General features: G+C 66.0%; 22 protein-coding genes and 1 pseudogene. 16 read left to right on the forward strand and 7 right to left on the reverse strand.

Annotated features, from left to right (window positions below; all coding sequences use genetic code 11):
- Positions 1-15 precede the first annotated feature (15 nt).
- The 3 genes from ACZ60G_RS26930 to ACZ60G_RS26940 are packed head-to-tail and all read left to right on the forward strand — an operon-like array spanning position 16 to position 2,749.
- Positions 16-1,188, forward strand: a complete 1,173-nt coding sequence (locus ACZ60G_RS26930) for a Zn-ribbon domain-containing OB-fold protein (protein WP_465813435.1) — start codon at positions 16-18, stop codon at positions 1,186-1,188.
- Positions 1,185-2,345: a thiolase C-terminal domain-containing protein gene (locus ACZ60G_RS26935; RefSeq protein ID WP_465813437.1), complete on the forward strand. Its 1,161-nt coding sequence runs from the start codon at positions 1,185-1,187 to the stop codon at positions 2,343-2,345. Before ACZ60G_RS26930 ends, ACZ60G_RS26935 begins: the two co-directional genes overlap by 4 nt.
- A complete protein-coding gene (locus tag ACZ60G_RS26940) occupies positions 2,342-2,749 on the forward strand; it encodes a hypothetical protein (protein ID WP_465813439.1) in 408 nt (135 codons plus the stop codon). The genes ACZ60G_RS26935 and ACZ60G_RS26940 overlap by 4 nt, the downstream gene beginning before the upstream one ends.
- Here the strand turns inward: ACZ60G_RS26940 and ACZ60G_RS26945 are convergent, their stop codons facing one another.
- Positions 2,750-4,153, reverse strand: a complete 1,404-nt coding sequence (locus ACZ60G_RS26945; protein ID WP_465813441.1) for an acyl-CoA reductase — start codon at positions 4,151-4,153, stop codon at positions 2,750-2,752. It lies immediately after the preceding gene.
- On the reverse strand, positions 4,150-5,499 hold the full coding sequence (locus tag ACZ60G_RS26950; protein ID WP_465813443.1) for an acyl-CoA synthetase family protein: 1,350 nt from the start codon (positions 5,497-5,499) through the stop codon (positions 4,150-4,152). Before ACZ60G_RS26950 ends, ACZ60G_RS26945 begins: the two co-directional genes overlap by 4 nt.
- Before the next feature lie 110 nt (positions 5,500-5,609).
- On the opposite strand from ACZ60G_RS26950, the gene ACZ60G_RS26955 reads away from it, so the two are divergent.
- The 3 genes and pseudogenes from ACZ60G_RS26955 (at position 5,610) to ACZ60G_RS26965 (ending at position 7,537) form a co-directional block, all read left to right on the forward strand.
- Positions 5,610-6,257, forward strand: a complete 648-nt coding sequence (locus ACZ60G_RS26955) for a TetR/AcrR family transcriptional regulator (RefSeq protein WP_465813445.1) — start codon at positions 5,610-5,612, stop codon at positions 6,255-6,257.
- A 15-nt stretch (positions 6,258-6,272) separates the two neighbouring features.
- Complete coding sequence (locus ACZ60G_RS26960) at positions 6,273-7,154, forward strand: SDR family NAD(P)-dependent oxidoreductase (RefSeq protein ID WP_465813447.1); 882 nt, start codon at positions 6,273-6,275, stop codon at positions 7,152-7,154.
- 144 nt (positions 7,155-7,298) lie between these two features.
- Positions 7,299-7,537 (forward strand): annotated as a pseudogene (locus ACZ60G_RS26965) (DUF397 domain-containing protein).
- A gap of 233 nt (positions 7,538-7,770) precedes the next feature.
- Here the strand turns inward: ACZ60G_RS26965 and ACZ60G_RS26970 are convergent.
- The 3 genes from ACZ60G_RS26970 to ACZ60G_RS26980 form a co-directional block, all read right to left on the reverse strand.
- Positions 7,771-8,067 carry a hypothetical protein gene (locus ACZ60G_RS26970; protein ID WP_465813448.1) on the reverse strand — a complete coding sequence of 99 codons (297 nt, stop codon included), beginning with the start codon at positions 8,065-8,067 and terminating at the stop codon, positions 7,771-7,773.
- Between the two features lie 15 nt (positions 8,068-8,082).
- Positions 8,083-9,336: an amidohydrolase family protein gene (locus tag ACZ60G_RS26975; protein ID WP_465813450.1), complete on the reverse strand. Its 1,254-nt coding sequence runs from the start codon at positions 9,334-9,336 to the stop codon at positions 8,083-8,085.
- A gap of 241 nt (positions 9,337-9,577) precedes the next feature.
- Entirely contained in the window at positions 9,578-10,177 is a 600-nt protein-coding gene (locus ACZ60G_RS26980) for a TetR/AcrR family transcriptional regulator (RefSeq protein WP_465813644.1), read from the reverse strand.
- A 169-nt stretch (positions 10,178-10,346) separates the two neighbouring features.
- On the opposite strand from ACZ60G_RS26980, the gene ACZ60G_RS26985 reads away from it, so the two are divergent.
- From ACZ60G_RS26985 to ACZ60G_RS27000, 4 genes are all read left to right on the forward strand, one after another.
- The gene (locus tag ACZ60G_RS26985; RefSeq protein WP_465813452.1) at positions 10,347-11,180 is read left to right on the forward strand and encodes a TauD/TfdA dioxygenase family protein; all 834 of its coding nucleotides are present in this window, start codon (positions 10,347-10,349) and stop codon (positions 11,178-11,180) included.
- A 111-nt stretch (positions 11,181-11,291) separates the two neighbouring features.
- Positions 11,292-12,308 (forward strand): mycofactocin radical SAM maturase, encoded by a 1,017-nt coding sequence (gene mftC / locus ACZ60G_RS26990; protein ID WP_465813454.1) that lies wholly within the window; start codon positions 11,292-11,294, stop codon positions 12,306-12,308.
- Entirely contained in the window at positions 12,305-13,123 is an 819-nt protein-coding gene (locus ACZ60G_RS26995; protein ID WP_465813456.1) for a mycofactocin-coupled SDR family oxidoreductase, read from the forward strand. Before mftC ends, ACZ60G_RS26995 begins: the two co-directional genes overlap by 4 nt.
- Entirely contained in the window at positions 13,120-13,980 is an 861-nt protein-coding gene (locus ACZ60G_RS27000) for an LLM class flavin-dependent oxidoreductase (protein ID WP_465813457.1), read from the forward strand. The genes ACZ60G_RS26995 and ACZ60G_RS27000 overlap by 4 nt, the downstream gene beginning before the upstream one ends.
- A gap of 2 nt (positions 13,981-13,982) precedes the next feature.
- On the opposite strand, the gene ACZ60G_RS27005 is transcribed toward ACZ60G_RS27000, so the two are convergent.
- Positions 13,983-15,410 (reverse strand): FadD3 family acyl-CoA ligase, encoded by a 1,428-nt coding sequence (locus tag ACZ60G_RS27005; RefSeq protein ID WP_465813459.1) that lies wholly within the window; start codon positions 15,408-15,410, stop codon positions 13,983-13,985.
- Between the two features lie 73 nt (positions 15,411-15,483).
- The gene (locus tag ACZ60G_RS27010) at positions 15,484-16,668 is read right to left on the reverse strand and encodes an amidohydrolase family protein (RefSeq protein WP_465813461.1); all 1,185 of its coding nucleotides are present in this window, start codon (positions 16,666-16,668) and stop codon (positions 15,484-15,486) included.
- A gap of 270 nt (positions 16,669-16,938) precedes the next feature.
- On the opposite strand from ACZ60G_RS27010, the gene ACZ60G_RS27015 reads away from it, so the two are divergent.
- Genes ACZ60G_RS27015 through ACZ60G_RS27040 form a run of 6 tightly spaced genes read left to right on the forward strand, consistent with a single transcriptional unit; the run spans position 16,939 to position 22,957 of the window.
- On the forward strand, positions 16,939-18,309 hold the full coding sequence (locus tag ACZ60G_RS27015; protein WP_465813462.1) for an ABC transporter substrate-binding protein: 1,371 nt from the start codon (positions 16,939-16,941) through the stop codon (positions 18,307-18,309).
- A 15-nt stretch (positions 18,310-18,324) separates the two neighbouring features.
- Positions 18,325-20,442 carry a branched-chain amino acid ABC transporter permease gene (locus tag ACZ60G_RS27020; RefSeq protein ID WP_465813464.1) on the forward strand — a complete coding sequence of 706 codons (2,118 nt, stop codon included), beginning with the start codon at positions 18,325-18,327 and terminating at the stop codon, positions 20,440-20,442.
- Positions 20,420-21,133 (forward strand): ABC transporter ATP-binding protein, encoded by a 714-nt coding sequence (locus ACZ60G_RS27025; protein WP_465813466.1) that lies wholly within the window; start codon positions 20,420-20,422, stop codon positions 21,131-21,133. Before ACZ60G_RS27020 ends, ACZ60G_RS27025 begins: the two co-directional genes overlap by 23 nt.
- Entirely contained in the window at positions 21,130-21,882 is a 753-nt protein-coding gene (locus ACZ60G_RS27030; protein WP_465813468.1) for an ABC transporter ATP-binding protein, read from the forward strand. Before ACZ60G_RS27025 ends, ACZ60G_RS27030 begins: the two co-directional genes overlap by 4 nt.
- Complete coding sequence (locus ACZ60G_RS27035; RefSeq protein WP_465813469.1) at positions 21,879-22,244, forward strand: hypothetical protein; 366 nt, start codon at positions 21,879-21,881, stop codon at positions 22,242-22,244. Before ACZ60G_RS27030 ends, ACZ60G_RS27035 begins: the two co-directional genes overlap by 4 nt.
- A 50-nt stretch (positions 22,245-22,294) precedes the next feature.
- Positions 22,295-22,957 (forward strand): PaaI family thioesterase, encoded by a 663-nt coding sequence (locus ACZ60G_RS27040; protein ID WP_465813471.1) that lies wholly within the window; start codon positions 22,295-22,297, stop codon positions 22,955-22,957.
- The last annotated feature ends 1 nt before the right edge of the window (position 22,958 follow it).

Here is a 22,958-nt window from a genome sequence, read left to right on the forward strand (position 1 = left end):
TTCGCTGGAGTACTCATGACCTACATCGCTTCGATAGGGACCTACCTGCCGTGCTGGGGCGCCCAGCGCCATCGGGTGCTCGGCGACGACGAGGACGCGATCACCCTGGCCGTGGAGGCCGGTCGCGCCGCGCTGCACGACGCCGGTCCGGTGGAACGGGTGATTGTGGTCAGCCGCGATCTGCCGCTGGTGGAAAGCAGTAATGCCGCGGTCCTGCTGGCCGGGCTGGGGCTGGATCCGGAACTGGAGGTGATCGAGCGGCTCGGCGGCGCGCCCGCCACCCTCGACTCGCTCAGTTCCGCCCGGCCGCGCACCCTGATCATCGGGGTCGATACCGAGCCCGCGGGCGCGGCCGCGGCATTGGTCTCCGATCACGGCCTGCAGGTGCGCACCGCCGCCCGGGTGGCGCGCAGCCTGCCGGTGCGCACCCGCAATGCCGTTGGGGCCGTACACGATTACGGCGATCCGCGACTGCTGCACACGCGCGGCTTGTTGGCCTCGCTGGCTGCGGCCTGGCTGGATACGCCGGTGGCGGTGGCCGGGGTCGACGACAAACAGGCGACCGCGCTGTGCCTCGGCGGTCCGCCGTCGCTGCCGACGGTGGGCGCCAGCGCCGGGCTGTTCGCCTTGGCGGCCATGGCCGAATGGGGCAGCACGGGTCTGCTGGTGGGGGTGGAGCAGGCCAGCCTGTCCGGTATCACGGTGGCCACCGGTACGGCCGTGCTGCACCGGCGCGAGTCGGCGGCCAGAGAGCTGCCCGACGGTGACCTGTGGCCCGGATCCGAGATTCCGATCTCGCTTGCCGCCTACGAGCGCGCATTCGAGGCGAAGGTGCGCTGGGAGGCCGGAAAACACTCCGGCAGTGATGAACTGGATTTCCCGCCGCGCTATCGGGTCGCCGCGAACGGCGGTCTGAGCACCGACTACACCCTGGTGCCGCTGCCGCGCACCGGCACCGTGTACACCGAGGCCACCGTCGCGATACCGGTGCCGGGGCTGAGAAGTCCGTACACCCTGGTGATCATCGAACTCGACGGTGTCGGGGTGCGGGCGCTGGCGAAGGTGACCGGCACCGATCCGGGCACCGTGGCGATCGGGGACCGCGGCCGCATGGTGCTGCGCCGGGTCGCCGTGCGGTCGGGGGTGCCCGACTATGGATACGCATTCGAACCGGAGGTCGCGCGATGAGGGAAGTAGCTATCGTCGGTGCGGGTATGACGCCCTTCGCCGAGCATTTCGCCCTCGGCGTCAAGGATCTGGTGCCGATGGCGTTCGCCGAATGCGCCGCCAGCATCGACAAGGGGCTGGCCACCTCTGATCTGCAGGCGGCCTGGTTCGGCGCGATGGGCAATACCGACGGGTTCCCGGCCGGGATTGTCGCCGATGCGCTCGGGCTCCCGGATCTGCCGGTGACCCGGGTCGAAAACTCGTGTGCGACAGGCAATGACGCGGTGCGCAATGCCCTGTTCGGCATCGCCTCCGGTGCTTTCGACGTGGCCCTCGTCGTCGGCGCGGACAAGTTGCGCGAGACCGCGCAGAAGGACATGCTGTGGGAGTGGGAGGCGATGGCGCGCGATATGGCCTGGGACTATCCCCTCGGCCTGATCGCGCCCGTCGGATTCGCGCTGCACGTGGCCCGATATCTGCACGAATCGCCCGCGACCAGAGAGCATTTGGCCATGGTTGCGGTGAAGAACCACCGGCACGGTGTGCGTAATCCCAAGGCCCGCTTGCGTTTCGAGATCAGCATGGAACAGGCGCTGGCAGCGCCGATCGTGGCCGGACCGTTCGGGCTCTACGATTGCGCACCGCAGAGCGACGGTGCGGCGGCGCTGGTGCTCGCCGCGGCGGATGTGGTCGACCGCTACACCGATCGCCCGGTGTGGATCCGCGGTGTCGGCCTCGGCCTGGATTCGGTGATGCACCAGCACAAGCGGGATATGACGTCCTTCCCGGCCACGGTGCGAGCCGCGAAGGCGGCTTTCGGGATGGCGGGTCTGACTCCTGCGGATGTCGATGTCGCCGAAGTGCACGACTTCTTCACCGGTATCGAGCTGATCAGCTACGAGGACCTCGGCTTCGCCGAGCGATTCGGGGCCGCGAAACTGATCGAGAGCGGGGTCACCGAGGTCGGCGGCGCGCTGCCGGTGAATCCGAGTGGCGGCCTGAAGGCCAAGGGACATCCGCCGGGGGCGACCGGCGTGGCCCAGTGCGTCGAGTTGTTCGAGCAACTGCGCGGTACGGCGGTCAATCAGGTCGACGGTGCGCGGATCGGCTTGGCGCACAACCTCGGTGGGCCGACCGCGGTGTCGGCGGTGACGATCCTGGAAGGACCCGGCGCTTGACCGTGGCGGCCGTCGCGCTTGTTTCGGGCAGCCCGAAGAGTCGCCGTGCCGTATTGGAGCGGGCCGCACGGTGGGTCGGCGCCACGGGCACCGTGTACGTCGTCTGTGACGGGATCTCGCCGTCGATGCTCTTCGGATCCATTGCATTGAGCGGACTGTTCGTCGACGCCGTCGGGCTAGAGGACGCGGACTTCACCAGCACCGCCCGTATTCTCTCGGCACACGGCTGCGGCTGGAATTGGTGGTGGGGGCCGGTCGGCGCGCACGCCGTCGCGGTGCGGCGGGCCGCGGCGCTCGGCGCGGTCATGGTGCTGCCGACCCGCTCGCTGATGTTCCGGGTGCGGGTCGCGGTGCGGCTGCCCGATGCGCACCACGACCTCGCCAAAGGTAAAAAGTCGGGCTAGCTAATCCGGTGCGACTCCGTCCTCGTGCGCCATCCAGTGCACGAAACGGTGCAGCGGATACATCGCGTCGTGCGGGTTGCCGATCGTGCTCGGTCCGGCCTCGCCGAGACGGACGATGCGCTGTGCGCCGCCGCTGGCCAGCCGGTCGCGGTAGTCGGCCATCCGGTCGAACGGAAAGAAGCCGACTGTCTGCGTCGCCACATTGACGTATTTCATCGCCGTGTCGAGGCTGTCCACGCGAACCACGTTGGCGGTCTTGTTGATCGGGTGGAAGTCCACCGGTTCTTCGGAACGGATCACCAGTCCCTTGCCGTCGGTCCGTCCCCAGACCTGGAACTCGTCGTCGAGCATCATCAGGGTGTCGATCTGCTCGCGCAAATCGATATCGAGCGGTCGGGTGTCGCCCGATCCGGCGGCCTTGTCGACGATGCGGGCGTGCAGCCGGGCGCAGAAGCGGTCGGCGTCGGCCTGATCGGCTTCGACATAGACGAAACGGCTTGCGACGCAGGCCTCCTGGTTGAGCACCATCACATCGGTGGCGGCGAGTTCTGCCGACCGGTCGAGCGACTCGTCCGAGGCGAAGGCCTCCCGGCCGACCATCGAGATCGACGTCTTCGGGTCGAAGGACACCAGTTGGAAGCCCGGCCCGAGGTATTTGATCACGTTATCGATCGCATCGCCGCCGCCCCAGGCGACGATCTTGTCGAAATACTGCGGCCGGTACAGCACCCGTTCCACCGCATCGTCACCGCCGCGCCAGTAGAGCGCGGACATCGACTGCACAATGGCGTGGTCGGGATCGATATCGGCCATGGTCCGCAGGATCGCGACCGTGGTGAACGGATCACTCGACGACATCTTGAACAGATTGACCGCCTTGACCAGTGCACCGTGGGCAATGGATTTCACCGCGACGCCGGGTGAGTTGCCAGGCAGTACGTGAATCAGCCGGGGTGCGAATGCCCGCACGAAACTCCGGCGACCGGTGAAGTCCCGCTTGGGAACCCACTCGTCCAGCGCCCGCGGGTTCGGAAAATTCTGTTCGACCACGGTCTCGAGCAGCCGCTTGTCGAGATAGCCCGCCGCGCCCATGACCTGTGCCTGCAGCACGGCGCGCGGCAGCACATGGGTGGACGACATCCGGTCGATGCAGTCGCGCACGAACGGGTTTTCGGGGGCGCGCAACCGTCGGCCGGTCTCGACGAGAAAATCGATGATCTCCGCGAGCGGGACGTTCAGCAGCGGCGGCACCTCGCTGCGCGGATGCACCGCGCGGTCCATGGGGATGCGCGGTGTCGCGAAGGTGACGCCCAGATCGCGTGAGCGATGCATGACGTCCTCACCCTCGAGCAATTCGCCGCGCAGAAAGAACGGCGCGGCCGCGACGGTGTCGGCGATGGTCATGACAGCCCCCGTACATACGCGTCGACGGTTCCGGCGCAGCCGATCTTGTCGTCGCCCTTGATGTCCGCGTATCGGACTATGTCATTGCGGACCGACGGCCCCTTGTTGCCACAGGCGCAGGGGTCGACGTCGAGTGCGATCTTGTCGCCGGTGATGATCCCGCCCCAGCGTCCGTCCAGTGAGAGATCGAAAAACGCGGCGCGGCCTTCGATTTCACCGGATTCATGCGGCAGCAGTGTCGCACCGTCCTCATCGAGGATGAACGGCACGATCCATGGTGGTATGTGATAGCGATCGCCCTTGCGGCACTTGGGCATTCCGGAATTCAGTTCTTGCATCGAGTAGTTCTGGAAGTCCCGGTCGGCCGGGATGTTGAAGGTTTGGTGGACGAATTGCTGGTAATCCGGCGGCAATTGGGCGCGCTTGAGCCCGCCGCCGACGTAGAGGCAGTTGTCGGGGTGGAAGTCCGCGGCGGAGTAGCCCATATCCCGGACGATCGCGGCCACCTGGTACAGCGCATTCCACATGCCCGAGATATAGAGCTTGTCCGCGCGGTATCGCACGAGCGCCTCGGCGCCGGCGATCATTGCTTTGTCGAGCGCCTCCTGCCGCTCCCGGGAGGTCCGGTCGAAATCGGCCAGTTCCTCCGGTCGCGCGGTGCCGTCGGCGATCTTCTTGCGCAGCACCACCATTTTGGTCAGCGAGCCGACGGTGATCGGTGGAATGGGCAGGCGGAAACGCTCTTTGGCCGGATCGCCGAACGCCGCCTGCTGGGCGGCGGCGATGACGGTGTTCTTCGGGACGGATGCGGTGGCGGCGATCCCGACCATCCGCCGGTCCTGTGCGGGCCGCACACCCGAACCCCAGGAGAAGACATTGACCGTATCCTTGCGCGACCATTCCATATCCCGCTCCGAGGCGAGCAGCATGGCCGACTTACCGGTCGTTCCGCTGGAACAGGAGACATAATGCCCCGCGGCCTGCAGCCGCCCGATCCAGTGGTCGATATCGGCGATGTCCGAGGTCTCGATCGGGCTGATGGGGTAGGGCGATACGGTGCCGAGCCACTTGCCGAGCCGATCCCACTTCTCCTCGATCAGAAAGCTTTCCGGATAGCTCTTGTAGACCGAGTGCGGGAACAGCAGCGGCACCATATCCGCGCGGTCGCGGATCTCGGTGATACCGGCTTCTCGTGCGCGGTGTCCGAGCAACTTGATCCGGTCCTGGTGTTGTCGGAGTTTTTCGTCGAGTGCCGCGACCTGGGTTTCGCGCAGGTCGGCGGCGGAGTGGTCGAAGCGATCGGCGGCATCGGCCAGCCGTGTCAGGCTTTCGATTGCTGAGCTCACGGGGGAGTCCTTCCCGGTGGCGCTGCCCGCTGGAAAAATGGCAACTCATGCGTATCATTATTAGCGACTGGAGGCACGATGACGCAAGCGGCAATATCGAGGAGACGGGGATGACGGAGGTCGGACCGCCCATTCGGCGTACGGCCGGGCGGCCCACCCGGGCACAGGCCGAGGCGCGGCACGAGGAATTGCTCGACACCGCACTGGATCTTTTCTTGGAGCACGGCTACGAGCTGGCGACGATCGAGATGATCGCCGGTCGCGTGAACATGACCAAACGCACCGTCTACGCCCGCTATCCCGATAAGGCGTCGCTGTTCCTCGCCGCCGTCCGGCGCGCCATCGAGCGACAGGTCGTACCCGCGGACGTGCTCGCGGGCTTCGACAACGGCGACCTGGCCGAGACGCTGACCGAGGTTGCCCGGCTGCGGATCGATCAGGTGATGACGCCGAACGGGCTACGCCTGCAACGCATTATCAATACCGAGAGCTATCGCTTCCCCGAGATCTTCGTCGCCAACTACGACCTGAGCGCCGGGCCGGTGGTCGACTTCGTAGCCGGTGTCCTCGACCGCGCTATCGCCGCCGGGATGATCGCACCGACCAACTCCGGACAGGCCGCCCGCGCCTTTATGAGCATGGTCGTCGGCGGCCAGGTGCGCTCCATCGTGGCAGGTCGCCCACCAACTCCTGAACAACTCGACGAGCGGGTCCAATTCACCGTCGGCCTTCTGCTCGACGGCCTGCGGCCCCGCTGAAATCACTGAGAGGCAATGACTTTGACATTCGAGGCAGTTCGTCCGGTAGCGGTCGTGACCGGAGCCAGTTCCGGCATCGGCGCATCGACCGCCGAAAAGCTGGTGGCACGCGGCTGGCAGGTGATCGGTGTCGGTCGCGATCGGCAACGTTGTGCCGCCGCGCAAGCGCGGATCATGGCCGCCGTGCGTGATGGCGGCGGCTTCTACATGGTGCGCGCCGACTTCACCCTGATGACGGAGGTGGCGCGTGTGGCCACCGAGATCGCAAGCCGCACAACGTGTCTGGATGTGCTGATCAACAATGCGGGTGGCGTGGGGGACCGGAAGATCATCAGCGCGGAAGGTACCGAGGCGACCTTCGCGACCAACCACCTCGCCCCGTTCTTGTTGACCAGGGAACTGATGCCGCTGCTGCGGAAGAGCGCGGCGGGCCTGCCATCCGAATCGGTGCGCGTACTCGCCGTATCGTCGAGCGCCCACCGTGCGACCGAGGGCTTCGATTGGTCGGATCCACAGAGCCTGAACGACTTTCACCCGACAGCGGCCTACTGTCGCGCGAAACTCGCCAATATTCTGTTCACCCGGGAACTGGCGCGACGTGCGGCACCTGACGGCATCGTCGCCCAGGCCATGCACCCGGGTGTCGTCGCCAGTAACTTCGCCACGCACGGCGATGCGGCGATGCGAGCACATATGGCCGCGGCCGATACGGTGCCGCCGGATGAACCGGCCGACACCCTGGTGTGGCTGGCCACCGATCCCGAGGGCGGTCGCGACGGTGGGCGCTACTTCCACCGGAAGACGGTCGAAACACCCGCCCCCGTCGCTCTCGACGATGCCGCCGCCATCCGCCTCTGGACCGAAAGCGAGCGGCTGCTCGCCGATCTCGGTTTCTGAGCACATACGGTTCCCGGTCGTTCGACTCACGGCCGACCCACCGCACGAGCTGGCACTGCGCAGCTCATCTCTGGCAAAGCATCTGCCGACGGTAGTCAAATGGTGGCTGTCGCCGGTGCTCGGCCCACCATTCGACTACCGCCGATGACAATTACCCCTGTGGTGCGGCCGCGTGACCAGGACCTGTCCGGCGCGAATTGGTTTAAGAGTAGCTACAGCCAGCCGAGCGGGGACTGCGTGGAAGTCGCAAACCTATGCGGCGGAACGGTCGGTGTTCGCGACTCGAAGAACCCGACTGGCCCGGCGTTGATCTTCACACCGAGCGAATGGGACGCCTTACCGCAGGCGTGAAAGACGGTGAGTTCAACCGACTCGATCCGTAGCGGGTTCCCCACCCTGACGGCTGTACGGCCCCAGTCCGACACGTAATGGACTGGGGCCGTTGCTATTTGAGTTCAGTTGTGTCCGGGTCGGTATGTTGGCAGACTGCCGCCGAAATCGTCGACATGACTTGCAGGGCATCGCGGTGCGGATGCGGCGGTCTTTGTCGACGGCTGTGTCGCGGACCCAGCCCAGTGACATCGACGTTTGCCGGGATTGCCTCGCGGGCTGCGGGTCAGATCGGCTCCCAGATCGTCATCCGCGTGTTGGCCGGATCGATCGACGGGCTGAGCCGCATCCGGCCGTCCTTGGACCGGGCCATCAGTTCCTTGATCACGGTGTCGATATCACCGTCGATGTCGTAGACGGCCAGATATTCGGTGGGCTGGTCCTCGGTGGTCCGAAGACGATGGCGCGTACAGGATTTCACGCCATCGATGGCAAGCATCTCGGGTACGTGGACTTCGCCGTACCAGGTGTTGTATTCCTCGTCCCGGCCGGGCTGCGGGCGGGAGAAAACCATCAACTTCATGTCGTCATCCCTCGATCAGTGTGCTTGCTGGGCATAGGCTTCGGCGTATTGCTGCCGCGTCGTCGTCGAGGTGTCCCAACCCGCGGCCTTCGCACGCAGCGCACCGACGGTGGCCTGCTCTTTCGGGGTGTGCTCGAATGGATCGAAATTCAGGAAACGGCAGGCGTTCTGCCAGGTGATCTTGTTGATATCGGTGTCGTCGGCGTGGGCGGCGTTCAGTTCCTTCAGCACGAATTCGGGTGCGTCGGGCCACAGCGAGTCCGAGTGCGGGTAGTCGCATTCCCACGCGATGATGTCCATCCCGACCGCGTCGCGATAGGTGAGTGCGGTCGGGTCGGTGACGTAGCAGGCGATCACGTGCTCGCGGAAGACCTCGCTCGGCAGCTTGCCGCCGAAGTCGCGCCGCAGCCATCTCTGATTGGTGTAGTGGCGATCGGAGCGATCCAGGAAGAACGGGATCCAGCCGATGCCGCCCTCCGACAGCGCCACCTTCAGATTGGGATAGTTGCGAAATGCCGGGCCCCACAGCAGATCCTGGACGGTGATCTGGGAGACCGTCGGCGCCAGGCACATCAGATTGTCGATCGGCGCGTCCGGCGCCAGCTTGAGCGCCCCGAATCCGGTGCCGATATGCAGGTTCATGACCAGTCCGGTTTCGTTCAGCGCCCCGAAGACCGGCCCCCAGAAGTCCTCGTCGAAATAGCTGGGGCTGCCCTGCAGGTGCGGCAGTTCCGCCATCGTGACGCCGCGGAAGCCCTTGGCGGCGACGCGGTGGATCTCGGCGATCGCCAGTTGCGGATCCCACAGCGGCAGAATGGCGTTCGGGATGAACCGACCGGGGTAGATGTCGCACCAGCCCTCGAGATGCCAGTCGTTGTATGCCTGGATCATCGCGACGGTGATCTCGTCCTTGAAGTGACTCAGGTGGCCGGCGCTGAATCCGGCGAAGGTGGGGAAGCACATCGAGGCCAGGATGCCGTTGGCGTTCATATCCCGTACGCGGGCGTGGATGTCGTAGACACCGGGCCGCATTTCCGCGTAACCGGCCGGGTCGTACCCCCACTCCTCCGGCGGCCAGGAAACGACCGCGTTGAGCCCGGTGACACCCGTCGGCTTCCCTCGGTAGACCCACCGGTCGACGCCCTTTTCGTCGACGATCACCTTTGGCGCCAGATCGGCCCACTTCTTCGGCACCCGACCGTCGAACATATCGAGCGGCTCGACGACGTGGTCGTCGATGCTCACCAGGATCATGTCGTCGATGTTCACGTGACTCCTCGCTGTTCGTGCGCCGCCGGGGGTGTGCGTCACCCCGATCTCGACAAGCGGAGAGATGGTCAATCTTCATTTGGGAGAATGCCACTCTCGCAGTGAGGTCGACCATACACCCTGCGCGCGGGCGCGGTCGACAAATTCCCACCGGATATCGACGACGAGCTGTCGGAGCCGCGGGCTACCCCAGTTCGGATGCTGAACTAGTGCTCAAACTCGGACTGAACGCATGTGCGGATCACGAATCCGCGGCCTCGATCTCGGTGCGCTCGGATGCGTTCGCCTCGAACCGGTCCAGGTACTGCTCGACGAATGCGACCAGATCGGCGTGGCCGAGTGTGACGCCCACGGCATTCTCGGTCGCGATGACGCCGGACACGCTGGCGATGAGCAGTGAAATCACCACCGGCGGCAGCTCGGTGAGGTCGAGACCGCTGGCCCGGGCGATGAAGGTCAGCGCGGTCACCTGGATATCGCGGAAACGTTCGATATAGGCGGCGATTTCGGTCCGGATGGCCGGGCGCTGGTTGGCCAGGGCCATGAATTCCTGCTGTAGCCGGGTGCCGTACGGTTCCCGGCTGAGCTGCCAGAGCGCATGCAGCGGCTGCTCGGAGAACATGGCTTGGCGCTGCCGCTCGAGATTGGCCTCCGCGCCGCGGCGGAATACCGCGAGGAACAGGTCGTCCATGGTCGGGAAGTAGTAGTGCACCAGCGCGGGTTTGACCCCTGCCAGCGCGGCGACCCGCCGTGACGTCGCCGCGGCATGTCCCTGCTCGAGCATGATCTGCGCGGTGGCATCGAGGATGGCGAGCCGGGTGGTCGAATCCTGCGCGCCGATCCGGCGTACCCGGGCGGTGCCGCGCCCGGCAGTCGGCTCGTCCGTGCTCGCCCGGCCTCTTGACCTGTCATCCGTCACGGTGTTAAGCATATGCACATATCAAGTTTGGGCACTAGTTCAGCATTCGAAGGGCATCGACCCGCGTGCTGCCGTACCGAAGAGGCACATCATGACCGTCACCGCCATCCCCGTGACCGACCACATCGGATTGGAAATCACCGGCCTGTCCGGCAGGCAACTCGCCGATCGGCGAGTTGCCGACGACCTGCGCGCGGCGCTCGACCGCTACGGGGTGGTGATCTACCGCGACGCCCACATCGATGACGATGCGCTCGTTGCGCTGAGTCGCCTGCTCGGCGAGGTCGTGGTCGCGCCGTTCGGCGGTGAGAAGGCGCATCCGGAGATATCGGCCATCACCCGTGATCCGGCGAAGAGCGTCCTGGCCGCCTATCGGGAGGGCACCTTCTTCTGGCATATCGATGGCGCGACCGACGCTGTCCCGCAGCAGGCCACCCTGCTGACCGCGCTCGAGGTGGCCGCCGACGGCGGTGGCACCGAATTCGCCAACACCTTCGCCGCCTACGCGTCGCTGCCGGACGCGGAGCGGGCCGAACTCGAAACGCTGCGCGTGGTGCACAGTTTCGCGCATGCGCAGTCGCTGGCCAATCCGGATCCGACGGATCGGGAGCGGGCCGCCTGGGCGAAGGTGCCGACCCGGGTGCATCCGCTGGTGTGGACGCGCAAGAACGGCCGCAAGTCGCTGCTGATCGGCGCGACCGCGGCGCAGGTCGTCGGCATGTCGGCGGACGAGAGCCGGGCACTGCTGGATCGGTTGCTCGAATGGTCGACCCAGCCGCAGTTCGCCCTGCAGCATCAATGGCGGCCCGGCGATCTGGTGGTGTGGGACAACACCGGCATGCTGCACCGCGCCCAGCACTATGAGGTGAGCTCGCGCCGGTTGATGCACCGCACCACCCTCGTCGGCGAGGAAGCCGTCGCCTGATACCGAAATGGGCGGGCCAGCCTTCCTTGTTTCCCTTGCAGAATGTCATTATCCTGTGACGAGAACAACATTTCCCACCTCGGTGGCGCAAGCAATGACGCGGGAGTCCCCATGATCGACAACACCAGCGAAACCGTCGCCGCGCCGACCTGTCTGACCTGGGAGCTGACCCACGCCTGCGATCTGTCCTGCATCCACTGCTCGTCCAGCACGCGCGGCCGCGATCCGCGCGAGCTGAGCACCGCCGAATGCAAGGCCCTGATCGACGAATTCGAGCGGATGCGGATTTGCCGCGTCGATATCGGCGGCGGGGAGCCGACCGTGCGCCCGGACTTCTGGGAACTGGTCGACTACGCCACCGCCGAGCACATCGGAGTGAGGTTCTCCACCAACGGAATTCGGATCACTCCCGATGCCGCGCGGCGGATCGCCGGGAACGGCGATATCGACGTGCGGATCTGCCTCGACGGCGCGACCGAGGCGGTCAACGACGCGGTGCGCGGCACCGGGGCATACCGGGCGGCGGTGCGCGCGATGGAGTTGCTCGCGTCGTCGGGCGTCTATGGATTCGAGCTGTCCGTCGCCGTGACCAGCAAAAATGTCGGCCAGCTCGACGCTTTCAAGGCGATTGCCGATATGTTCGGTGCGCGGCTTCGGCTGACCCGGCCATCCGGCCGCGTCTCGGATGAGCCGCACCCGACGGCTGCTCAGCAGCGGACACTCGCCGACTGGCAGCGCGCGCACGATACCGATGTCCTGACTGGAGATTCGTTCTTCCACCTGCCTGGCGACGGCGCATCGATTCCGGGATCGAACCTGCGCGGGGGTGGCCGGGTGCGGTATGTGATCGACCCGATCGGCGATGTCTTCGCGTTCGCCGACCACGACCGATTCCACGCCGGAAACATCCGTGCCGCAGGCGGATTCGAACCGATATGGCGCGCTTCGGAACTGTTCACCGGACTGCGCGGGCTGCCGAGCAGCGGCACGCGTACGGAATGCCCAGGTGGACACGGTGATTCGGCGTCGGCCCGGATCGACCGCATAACCGCGTCGAGGCCGTCGGAGGACTACTCGCATCGGCGTCGACCGGGTGCCGAATATCCGCCGATTCCGAGGTCGGCGTGACCTCGCGTTCGGAGCATCGGCGGGTCGCGCTGGTCACCGGCGCCGCGCGGGGGATCGGTGCGGCGACGGTGCTGGAATTGGCGTCTCGGGGCTGGTCGGTGCTCGCGGTGGATCTGGCGAGCGATGATCCCGCGCTGCCCTATCCGATGGGGCGCAAACAGGAACTCGTCGCGGTGGCGACCGAGGCGAGCAGCCGGGTGAACCGGGTCGGTGCGGTGCGGCCGTATATCGCCGACGTGCGCGATCCGTCTGCACTGCAGGCCGCGGTGGCCGAGGCGGTCGGTACTTGGGGTGGGCTGGATGCGGTGGTCGCGGCGGCCGGGGTGATCGCCGGTGGAGTTCCGTTGTGGGAGATGCCGATCGAGCAGGAGCGCGCGGTCCTGGATGTCTGTCTGGGCGGAGTCGTGAATCTGGCGCGGGCGGCCGTTCCGGCGCTGCTGGCCCGGCCCGCACCGCGATCGGGGCGGTTCCTGGCCGTCGCCTCGGCCGCCGCGACTAAGGGGCTGCCCCAGCTCGCCGTCTACTGTGCGGCGAAAGCCGGTGTGACAGGGCTGATTCGGGCACTCGGCGCGGAACTCGGCGGTACCGGGGTAACCGCGAACGCGGTGAGTCCAGGCTCCGCCGATACCGCTCTGCTGGCCGAGATCGCGCGCCTGTACCGGCTGCCCGACGTGACGGGATTCGCCGGCCAACAACCGATCGGACGGTTGCTCGATCCGGGTGAGATCGCCGGCGTCCTGGCTTTTTTGGCCGGGCCGGACAGCAGCGCGATGACCGGTGCGGCAGTCGCCGTCGACGGTGGCCTGGCGTTGTGAACAATCCGACGCCCGAGTGGTTTCTGTTCTTGCCGCAGATCAAATTGCGCGTCGACGACATCGTGGAACGGGCCCGCATGGCCGAGGCCGGCGGGTTCGACGGCATCGCGTTCATCGATCATCTGGTCGCGCCCGGCGCCGAACAACTGCCGCTCTGGGAGGCGATGACGGTGGCCGCATGGGTGGCCGCGCGAACCGAGCGGCTGCGGATCGGACATCTGGTGTTGTGCGACTCGTTCCGGCATCCGGCGATACTCGCCAAGGAGGCGGTGACGCTGCAGGAGGCATCGGGCGGCAGATTCGAACTCGGTCTCGGCGCCGGGTCGGTACCGCACGAGCTGGTGGGATTCGACATCACCCGGGACCGAGCGGCCGCACGACGGGATCGGCTGCGGCGCAGTCTGGAACTGCTGCACCAGTATTGGGGCGCACCGAATACCGAGGGACCGGTGCAGGTACCGGCACCGAGTACACCGATTCCGATTGTCATCGGCGGCACCAGCGCACCCCTGCTGGAATTGGTGCGCGGCTATGCGACCTGGTGGAATCTGCCTGCGCCGCAACTGAATCGGCTGACCGAACTGCGACCCGAGATCGGATCGGCGCGGGTATCCGTCCAGCAGATGGTCGGCTTCGTCGGCCATGGCCGGGATGCCGCGCAGGTGCACGCGCGCAGCACTCGGCGATTCGGTCAGCTGGGTGAGGGCCTTGTCGTCGGTGACGCCGCGCAACTCGTCGCACACTTCGGCGACCTCGTCGAGCGCGGCGTCGAGCGGTTCTACGTGTGGTTCACCGATTTCGCCGCACCGGAGACATTGGCCGAATTCGGGGCGAAGGTGATCGGGAACCTGCGGTAGGCCTACCGCAGCTGATCCTTCATCACCTTCCCGGTGGCGTTCAACGGCAGCGCTTCCCGGAAATCCGCGAAACGCGGGACCTTGTAACCCGCCATGCGGGTCTTGGCCCAGCCGATCAGTTCTTGTTCAGAGATCGGTCCAGTGGCCACCACGAACGCCTTTCCGACTTGCCCGAGCCGCTCGTCGGGAACGCCGACCACCGCCACCTGCGCGACGGCCGGATGCTCGAGGAGAACGCCTTCGATCTCGGCCGGATAGGCGTTGAAGCCGCCGACGATGAACATGTCCTTCTTACGGCCGATGATCCGCAGCCGGCCGTCGGAATCGAGGCTGCCGAGATCGCCGGTGTGCAGCCAGCCCTCGGGGTCGACGGCCGCGGCGGTTGCCTCGGGATCGCCGAGGTAGCCCTGCATGACTGAGTACCCGCGGACGAGCACCTCGCCGTCATCGGCGATGCGCACTTCGATGCCGTCGCAGGCGGTTCCGACGGTGGTCGCGATCTGCTCGAAGGTGTCGCCGGGCCGTGACGCCGTCGCGGTGCCCGCCTCGGTGAGCCCGTATCCGGTCATGATGGATCGGAACGGCAACTCCTCGTGCACTCGCCGGATCAGTTCGACCGGAATATCGGCGGCCCCGGTGACCGCCGTCCGCAGCGACGACAGGTCGTAACGGTCCTTGGCCTCCAGCAGCGAGTGATAGAGGGTCGGCGGACCGGGCAGCATCGTCACCCGCTCGCGCTCGACCAACTCGAGCACCCGGTCGACATCGAAGACCGGGACCGGCAGGATCGTCGCGCCGCGGATGAGCGACGCGATGATCCCGGCCTTGTATCCGAAGGTGTGGAAGAACGGGTTGACGATCAGATAGCGATCGCCCTCCCGCAGATCGGCCAGCTCGCACCATTCCGAATACAGCCGCAGGGTCTGCAGATGATTCATCATGGCGCCCTTGGGCTTTCCGGTCGTGCCCGAGGTATAGATGATGTCGGCGATATCCTTGCCACGCACCTGCCGTTCGAACGGCGCACCGCTGGACAGGAAGTCCGACTTCAGGTCGATCACCGGTACGCCGTCCGGACCCGCGTAGTCCACGCCGAGGAAGCCCTGTTGCACCAGCAGCAATTTCGCCCCGCTGCGGTGCACGATATCGTCGGCCTCCTCGGCCTTGAACCGGGTGTTGACCGGGACGAGCACCCCGCCCGCGCTCAGCAACCCGAACGCCGCGATGATCCACTCGGCCGAATTGGGCGCCCAGATCGCCACTCGGTCACCGGATTCGACTCCGGCGTTCGCGAAGGCGCCCGCGGCCCGCCGGACCCGTTCCGCCAGTTCGGTGAAGCTGATCCGCAATGGTCCGTCCACGACCGCTTCGGCGGCGCCGAAGCGGTCGGCCGCACTGATGACCATCTGCGGGATGGTCTCCCAAGTCATACGCTGTGCCTACTCGGCGCATGAGCGGGGCACTGCATGGTTACGCTTCGCTGCCGCCTCCGGGCCTGACCACTCATACGCCGAGCAGACCCGCCAAGTTGCCGCCCATGATCTTGGCCTGATCCTCGACCGGCAGATGGGTGAGCATATCGGCGAAGTGGGTGGGCTGGGCCAGGCCTTCGGGGTGCGGGTAGTCGGACCCGAACAGCACTCGATCCACGCCGATGAGGTCGATCAGGTCGCTCACACCCTCCTCGTAGAAGGGGCTGACGAAGATCTGGTTCTTGATGGTCTCGATCGGGTTCTGCATGCCGAAGCCTTCGGGCGCCTTCTTGAAGGTTTCGGACAGTTTGTTCATGAGCGGGCCCAGCCAGGCGGCGCCGCTTTCGATGATGGCGACCTTCAGCTCCGGATGCCGCAGCAGCGCACCGTGGCACAGCAGCGAGGTCACGGCGTCCTCCACCGGTCGCCATTCGTTGACCATGCTGAAGGCATTGGTGACGAAGGGCAGCATCTCGGCGTTGGCGCCGTCCCATTCCTGGGTGTAGCGGGCGTAGCCGCTGTCGGAGGTGTGCATGGTCACGGCGACGCCGAGCTCGACCACCCGCTTCCAGAACGGATCGAATTCCGGCAGCGCGAACGAACGCGGGCCGCGGAAGCCCGGCACCGGAGCGGGGCGGATCAGGATTGCCTTGGCGCCGTGCTCGACCACCCACTCCAGCTCCTTGATCGCCTCCTCGACGATCGGCAGGGTGATGACCGGAACCGCGAAAATCCGATCCTTGTAATTGAACGACCAGGTCTCGAGCATCCACTGGTTCAGCGAATGGACGATGGCGTGGATGGCTTCCGGATCATCGCGCAGGCGCTCCTCCACCAGGCTGGCCAGGGTGGGGAACATCAAGCTCCGGTCGACCTTCAGCTCGTCCATGAGCGCCAGGCGCGGCCCGGGCTCACGGAAGGCGTCGATGGCCTTCATCGGCTCGCCGAAGATCTCGCGGCGGCTCTTGCCCTCCGGGTTGCCGTTCTTGAAGTAATCCTCCATCGCACCCGGACGCGCGACCACCGAGAAAGTGGGATTGGGGATGTACTGGCTGATCTGCCCCCGCACCGCGATCTTGGTCCGGCCGTTGACCTCGACGTACTGGATGATGCCCTCGTACCGCTTGGGCAGGTGGCGAGTCAGTGCTTCCTTGGTCTCGTACATGTGGTTGTCCGCGTCGAACAGCGGATACGGCAACGGGGTTTTGGCCGGCATGAGATCCTCCTTCACTATTTGTGAGAATCCTATTCTCATTCCTGTCTGGAGGCAATCGCGTGCTGGCGGGTGGTGGCGGGGTGGGCTTGGTCGCGCGGTGGCCGAAGTTCGATGTAGACCACATTTCCCAAATTGACCGTCTTGATTCTCCTAATGTGGAAAGCTGCTTTCCCAGCGGCGAGAGCATCAGATCCGGCAGGGGCGCCGCTCGATGAAGAACAGGGACGCGGGCCTCGACCGAACGTGGTGGCGTCCCATAGAGGAGGAAACGTGAAATCGCAGCGAATACTCGTTGCTCTGCTGGCAGCCGCGCTGCTGGCGGCCGGCTGTAGTCGTGGTGGTGAGGAAGTCGAGGGCACCAACACCACCAGCTCGACTGCGTCGGGCGACTTCGGTGATCTGAAGAATGTCTGCCAGGCCGGTAAGCCGTCGAGTTCGTCCGCGCAGGGTGTGACCGCGGGTGAGATCAAGGTCGGTGTCTTCAGTGACGTCGGGTTCACCAAGAACACCGAATTCGTCGATGCGGCAAACGTTTTCACCTCGTGGTGCAATGCGGCCGGTGGTGTCGGCGGGCGCAAGCTGGTCGCCACCGTGCGCGATGCGAAGCTCATGCAAGTCCGCCAGCGCATGATCGAGGCCTGCCGCGAGGACTTCGCGCTGGTCGGTGGCGGCGCGGCACTGGATTCGCTCGGCGTCGAGGATCGGTTGAAGTGCTTGCTGCCGGAGTTTCCGGCGCAGGTCGTCGATGTGAAGAACTCCGGATCCGACCTGCAGGTCGGCGGCGGCGCGTCGGCCTCTCGCCCCTACGACATATACACCGCATATCACCAGTGGCTGCTCACGACCTACCCGGCCTCGGCCGGTGCGGTCGGCATCATCACCGGCGACTCGCCGGTGACCAAGGCGATGGTGCCCAAATTCCAGGAATCGCTGAGCGCGATGAACGCCTCGGTGGTGTACAACGAGCTCTATCCGGCCACCGGCGTCGCGGACTGGACACCGTACGCGCAGTCGATCAAGAGCAAGGGCGTCAAGGGGCTGATCTTCCTCGGCGATTTCCGCAGCCTGGCCAAGCTCGAGGATGTGCTGAGCGGGATGGATTACAAGCTGGACTGGATCGACGCCAACAGCAACGCCTACAACTCGCAGTTCCTGGAGCTGGCGGGCAAATCCCTTGCGGCGCAGAACAATTTCGCCGATCTCAGTGGCATCGCGCCGCTCGAGGCGTCCGCGACGGTGCCGGATGTCAAGCTGGTGAAGGACCTGTTCGCCAAGTACGCCCCCGGTAAGGATGTCACCTATCCGGCGCTGCGTGCATTCTCCGAGTGGCTGCTTTTCGCCAAATCGGCTGCCAGCTGCGGTGATCAGTTGACCCGCAAATGCGTGTACGACGCCGCCAACAAGGAGACGGCGTGGACCGCCGGCGGCCTGCAGGCACCGGTGGATGTGCGGCCCAACGGAGCGCTGCCGAAGTGCTACAACATCGTGCAGGCGACCCCGCAGGGCTGGCAGCAGGCCACCGGTTTCAAACCCGATACCGGTCCATACCGCTGCGATATGGACGCCTACGTGTACAAGAACGACTACGGCAAGGCCATGACCCTCGCCGATGTCGGGCTCAGCATGAACGACTTGAAGTAGCGGAGTCGTTCGGCAATGGAGCAATTCCTCGCCTTCGGCATCGTCGGGCTGAGCACCGCGGCGATCTACGCGATCATCGGTAGCGGCCTGGTGCTCACCTACACCACCACCGGCGTATTCAATTTCGCGCACGGGGCGGCAGGCATGATGTCGGCATTCGTGTACTGGCAGTTGCACATCGGCTGGGACGTGCCCGCGCCGTTGGCGATCGCCGCGGTGCTGCTGGTATTCGCGCCGCTGTTCGGCTTGTTCTTCGCGTGGGCGTTGGCCCCTACCCAGGGCCTGGGCGATGCGGAGAAGCTGGTGATGACCATTGCCCTGCTGAGTGGTCTGATCCTGCTCGCCCAATGGGTGTGGGACCCCAACACGGCCCGCACCCTGCCGAAGTTCTTCGCCGAACAGCGGCCGATGCACTTCGGGGTCGTCACCATCACCTGGCATCAGGCATTGACGATGGTGGTCGCGATCGCGGTGGCCGTCGGCCTGCGGATCCTGTTGTACCGCACCAGGACCGGTGCGGAGATGCGGGCCACCGTCGACGATCGTGCGCTGGTGGGTCTGACCGGCGCCGACCCGCGGCGGGCCAACCGAGTCGCATGGATTCTGGGTATCGAGTTGGCGGCGATCGGCGGCATCCTGGTGGCGCCGACCGTCGCGCTCGATGCGCCACAGTTGTCGCTGCTGATCGTCAGCGCTTACACCGCGGCGATCTTCGGCCGGTTGCGCAGCCTGCCGATGACCTTCCTCGGCGCGATCGTGGTCGGCTGTCTGGAGAGTTACCTCACCGGCTATCTGCCGCAGAACGAATATCTGCCGGGTCTGCGGCTGGCCGCACCCGCGCTGCTGTTGTTCATCGCGCTGCTGCTGTTCCCGCACGGACGGCTGCGCGGTCGGGATCGGCGCCTGAGTCCGGTGCCGCTGCCGACGGTTTCGGGATCGGCCGCCTTCGCGGCGGTGGTCGTGGCGCTGGGCGTCGTGCTGGCCACCGTCCTCGGCGAGGCCGATCTGATCACCTACGGGCAGATCTTCGCCTTCGGTGTGATCGGGTTGTCGTTCGTACCGCTGGCCGGATACGCGGGGCAGATCTCGCTGTGTCAGCTCAGCATCGCCGGAGTCGGGGCGGTCATCTATGCCCAGTACGGCGCGGACGGGCAATGGTGGGCATTGCTGCTGGCGATGGCGGTCGCGGGTGCGGTGGGTGCGGTGATCGCATTGCCCGCGCTCCGGCTGTCCGGGGTCTATCTGGCCCTGGCGACGGTAGCGTTCTCGGTCGTCCTGGACCGGTGGGTGTTCACCTTGCCGACCGTGCACGTATTCGGCGTGAAGATCAACTTCTTCGAACAGGGCTCGGTGAGTCTGGTCGGGCCGCACCTGTTCGGCCTGCACCTCGACAGCACCGCCCAGGTGACCGTGTTCGCGGCGGTATGCCTGGCCGCGGCGGGCTTCGCGATATCGATGCTGCGGCGCAGCCGGTTCGGGCGGCGGTTGATCGCGATGCGCGACAGCGAGGCCGCGTACGCGACCCTCGGCGGCAATCTGCTGATGGCGAAGGTGCTGGTGTTCGCGCTCTCGGCGGCGATCGCCGGACTCGGCGGTGCGCTGTACGGCATGCAGTTGCGCGCAGTCACCTCCGATCACTTCAACCTGGTTTCCGGATTGCCGATCTTCCTGATCGTCGTGATCGCCGGTCTCGGCGCGGTCGGCAGCGGCTTCTTCACCGGCGTGGCCTACGCCGGGCCGCTGCTGGTGATTCCGGTGCTCTGGCCCTCGCTGCTGAACCTGTCCCAGGTGCTGCCTTCACTGGGCGGTATCGCCTTCGCCGGCGGCATGCTCGGCCAGGGTGCGATTGCCACCATGCGGGAGGAATGGCTGCCGATGCTCCGCGATCGTGTGGTGATGCCGGTGGTGCTGGTCGTCTCGGTGCTGCTGTGGGTGCTTCGACTGGCTGATGTGATCACCGGCTGGCATTTGTTCTTCGGACTGGTGCTCGTCGTCATCGGTGCCCGCGTCTGGATCGCGCGGCAGCGCGTGCCGGCCGAACCTGAACTACCGGTCGAATGGTGGGGGATTCGGCGGCCATGGCGTACCCAGGACGAGGAGGTGTTGAGCCGTGCCACCGTTGCTGCAAGTTGAGGATGTGAGCGTCGTCTTCGGCGGCCACCGCGCGCTCGACGGCGCGGGGTTGGTGGCCGAAGCCGGTCATGTCACCGGATTGATCGGTCCGAACGGTGCGGGCAAGAGCACGTTCTTCGACGTGATCTGTGGTCTGCGTAAACCGGCCTCGGGGCGCGTGCTGATCAACGGGCGCGATGTCACCCGGCTCGGTACGGGCCGCCGCGCCCGGCTCGGGATGGCTCGCACCTTCCAGCGGCTGGAACTGTTCGGACGCTTGAGCGTTCGTGACAATCTGCTGGTTGCCGCGGAACTCGGGCCACAGCGCCGGCATGCCGCCCGGGTCGTCGACGAGCTCATCGAACGGTTGGACCTGCGCGAAGTCGCCGACAGCAGTGCCGATGCGCTACCGACGGGGACCGGCCGGTTGATCGAGGTGGGCCGGGCGCTGGCCGCGCGACCCGAGCTCATCCTGCTCGATGAACCCGCGGCCGGTCAGGACCACAGCGAGACCGAACGATTCGCGGCGCTACTGCGCTCGCTGGCCGCCGACGGGACGGCGGTGCTGCTGGTCGAACACGATATGGGGTTGGTCATGAATGTCTGTGACGAGGTCTATGTACTCGACCTCGGCAAGGTCATCGCCTCGGGCCCACCCGAGGTGATCCGGCGCGACGAAACCGTGCTCGCGGCCTATCTGGGAGCGGCATGACCGTGGACAGTATCGAAACAGTCACGCCGACAACGGATCTCGTCGCTGACCCGCTATTGGAACTGCGCGAGGTGCGCGCGGCCTATGACGCGATCACGGTGCTGCACGGCATCGATCTGAGCGTCGTCGGTGGTCAGGTGGTCGCATTGCTCGGGCCGAACGGTGCGGGCAAGACCACCACACTGCAGGTCGCCGCCGGTGTGCATCCGGTCGCGTCCGGCCAACTGTGGTTGGGCGGACGCGATATGACCGGTGCCGACCCCCGCGACCTCGCGAGGGCCGGGGTGTGCCTGATCCCGGAGGGACGCGGCGTATTCCCCAATCTGACGGTCCGCGACAACCTGCTGATGATGACCTTCACGGGTCGCTCCCGCGAGGAGATCCAGGAGATCGCCTTCACCCGCTTCCCGATTCTCGGGAAGCGGGCCGATCAGACGGCGGGCACCATGTCCGGCGGCGAACAGCAGATGCTCGCCCTGGCCCGCGGCCTGGCCACCGATCCGGCGGTGCTCATGCTCGACGAGCTGTCCATGGGGTTGGCGCCGCTGGTGGTCGGTCAGCTCTACGAGCAGGTCGCCGAAATCGCCCGCCAGGGCGTGGCCGTCCTGGTCGTCGAGCAGTTCGCCGCGGCGGTACTGGATATCGCCGACCACGCGGCCGTGCTCGTGCGCGGCCGCATCGAAAAACAAGGCCACCCCGACAGCATCCGCGACGAACTGGCGGCCCTCTACTTAGGAAGCTCCGAATGACCGAAACACGCGCGGACCGCTTCGTCCGCGAACTCGACGAGGCCAAGATTCCCGACCCCGCGGCCGGCCGGGCCGTGCTGTGGCTGCGCACCGGAGTGACCCTCATGGTGCTCGGCCTGCTGGTGGCCGTGGTGTCGTACTTCATGTCGCATGGCACCAAAGACCCACTGGCACAACGTGATGCGATAACCCTCGCACTCGGCGGCGTGGCCGCGAGCGTGGTGGGATCGGCGCTGTTCCTGCGCTATTCGCTGACCGGATTCCTGCGCTTCTGGCTGGCCAGGCAGTCCTACGATCTCGCGCAGCTGGGCGACCAGTTGAACGGAAAGGCGATCACCCACGACGGTGCCGACGTCCCGTAGGGCGGGCGGCGGTCCGCAGTGCGGCAGCGCCGGGCGATAATGTAATTCTCATGAATGAGAGCCAGTTCGAGCCGTTACCCACCGAAGAGCACCACGAAGGTGGGTTTCGGCCGGCACGGTCTCCGTCGCTGGATCGCACGCCCGACATCTCCCGTGGCGGCCCGCACTACGGGGAGTTCATCGAACAGATTCGCGGCCTGATGGACCGTGTGCGACTGGCCAGCCCCTCCGATGACGTGGCGCTCGAGACGATCACCACACTGAAGGAGCTCAACGGCCTGTTGGACACGGTCCTGGTCGACGAGTGGTCGGTGCCCACTTGGGTTCGATCCGACTTGCCCGCGAACGGCAACATCACCCTGCCGCCGTTCGTCGTCGACCGCTCCGACCGCGACGGCGTGTCGGCTCGTATTACCTTCCGCCGCTTCCATCTCGGCGGCAATACGGCGGTGCACGGCGGTCATATCGCGCTCGCCTTCGACACCGTGCTCGGCATGAGCGGGGTCGCCTATTCAGGGGCGGCGATCCGCACCGCTTCACTGACCGTCGACTATCGGTCCATTACCCCGCTCGACACAGAGCTGACCATCCGCGCCAGGGTCGAGCGGCAGGAAGGGCGCAAGATCTTCTTGGTCGCGACCCTGCATGATGGCGACCGACTGTGCGCCGACGCGCACGCGCTATTCCTCACCTTGCTGCCCGGACAGCAGTAGT

The sequence above is a fragment of the Nocardia sp. NPDC102475 genome, from assembly GCF_055584605.1.

Bases quoted from the DNA above. Each gene is read 5' to 3' on its own strand.
- ACZ60G_RS26930 (WP_465813435.1), top strand. From the start codon at position 16: ATGACCTACATCGCTTCGATAGGGACCTACCTGCCGTGCTGGGGCGCC.
- ACZ60G_RS26935 (WP_465813437.1), top strand. From the start codon at position 1,185: ATGAGGGAAGTAGCTATCGTCGGTGCGGGTATGACGCCCTTCGCCGAG.
- ACZ60G_RS26945 (WP_465813441.1), bottom strand. From the start codon at position 4,153: ATGACCATCGCCGACACCGTCGCGGCCGCGCCGTTCTTTCTGCGCGGC.
- ACZ60G_RS26955 (WP_465813445.1), top strand. From the start codon at position 5,610: ATGACGGAGGTCGGACCGCCCATTCGGCGTACGGCCGGGCGGCCCACC.
- ACZ60G_RS26960 (WP_465813447.1), top strand. From the start codon at position 6,273: ATGACTTTGACATTCGAGGCAGTTCGTCCGGTAGCGGTCGTGACCGGA.
- ACZ60G_RS26970 (WP_465813448.1), bottom strand. From the start codon at position 8,067: ATGAAGTTGATGGTTTTCTCCCGCCCGCAGCCCGGCCGGGACGAGGAA.
- ACZ60G_RS26985 (WP_465813452.1), top strand. From the start codon at position 10,347: ATGACCGTCACCGCCATCCCCGTGACCGACCACATCGGATTGGAAATC.
- mftC (WP_465813454.1), top strand. From the start codon at position 11,292: ATGATCGACAACACCAGCGAAACCGTCGCCGCGCCGACCTGTCTGACC.
- ACZ60G_RS27005 (WP_465813459.1), bottom strand. From the start codon at position 15,410: ATGACTTGGGAGACCATCCCGCAGATGGTCATCAGTGCGGCCGACCGC.
- ACZ60G_RS27010 (WP_465813461.1), bottom strand. From the start codon at position 16,668: ATGCCGGCCAAAACCCCGTTGCCGTATCCGCTGTTCGACGCGGACAAC.
- ACZ60G_RS27020 (WP_465813464.1), top strand. From the start codon at position 18,325: ATGGAGCAATTCCTCGCCTTCGGCATCGTCGGGCTGAGCACCGCGGCG.
- ACZ60G_RS27030 (WP_465813468.1), top strand. From the start codon at position 21,130: ATGACCGTGGACAGTATCGAAACAGTCACGCCGACAACGGATCTCGTC.
- ACZ60G_RS27035 (WP_465813469.1), top strand. From the start codon at position 21,879: ATGACCGAAACACGCGCGGACCGCTTCGTCCGCGAACTCGACGAGGCC.
- ACZ60G_RS27040 (WP_465813471.1), top strand. From the start codon at position 22,295: ATGAATGAGAGCCAGTTCGAGCCGTTACCCACCGAAGAGCACCACGAA.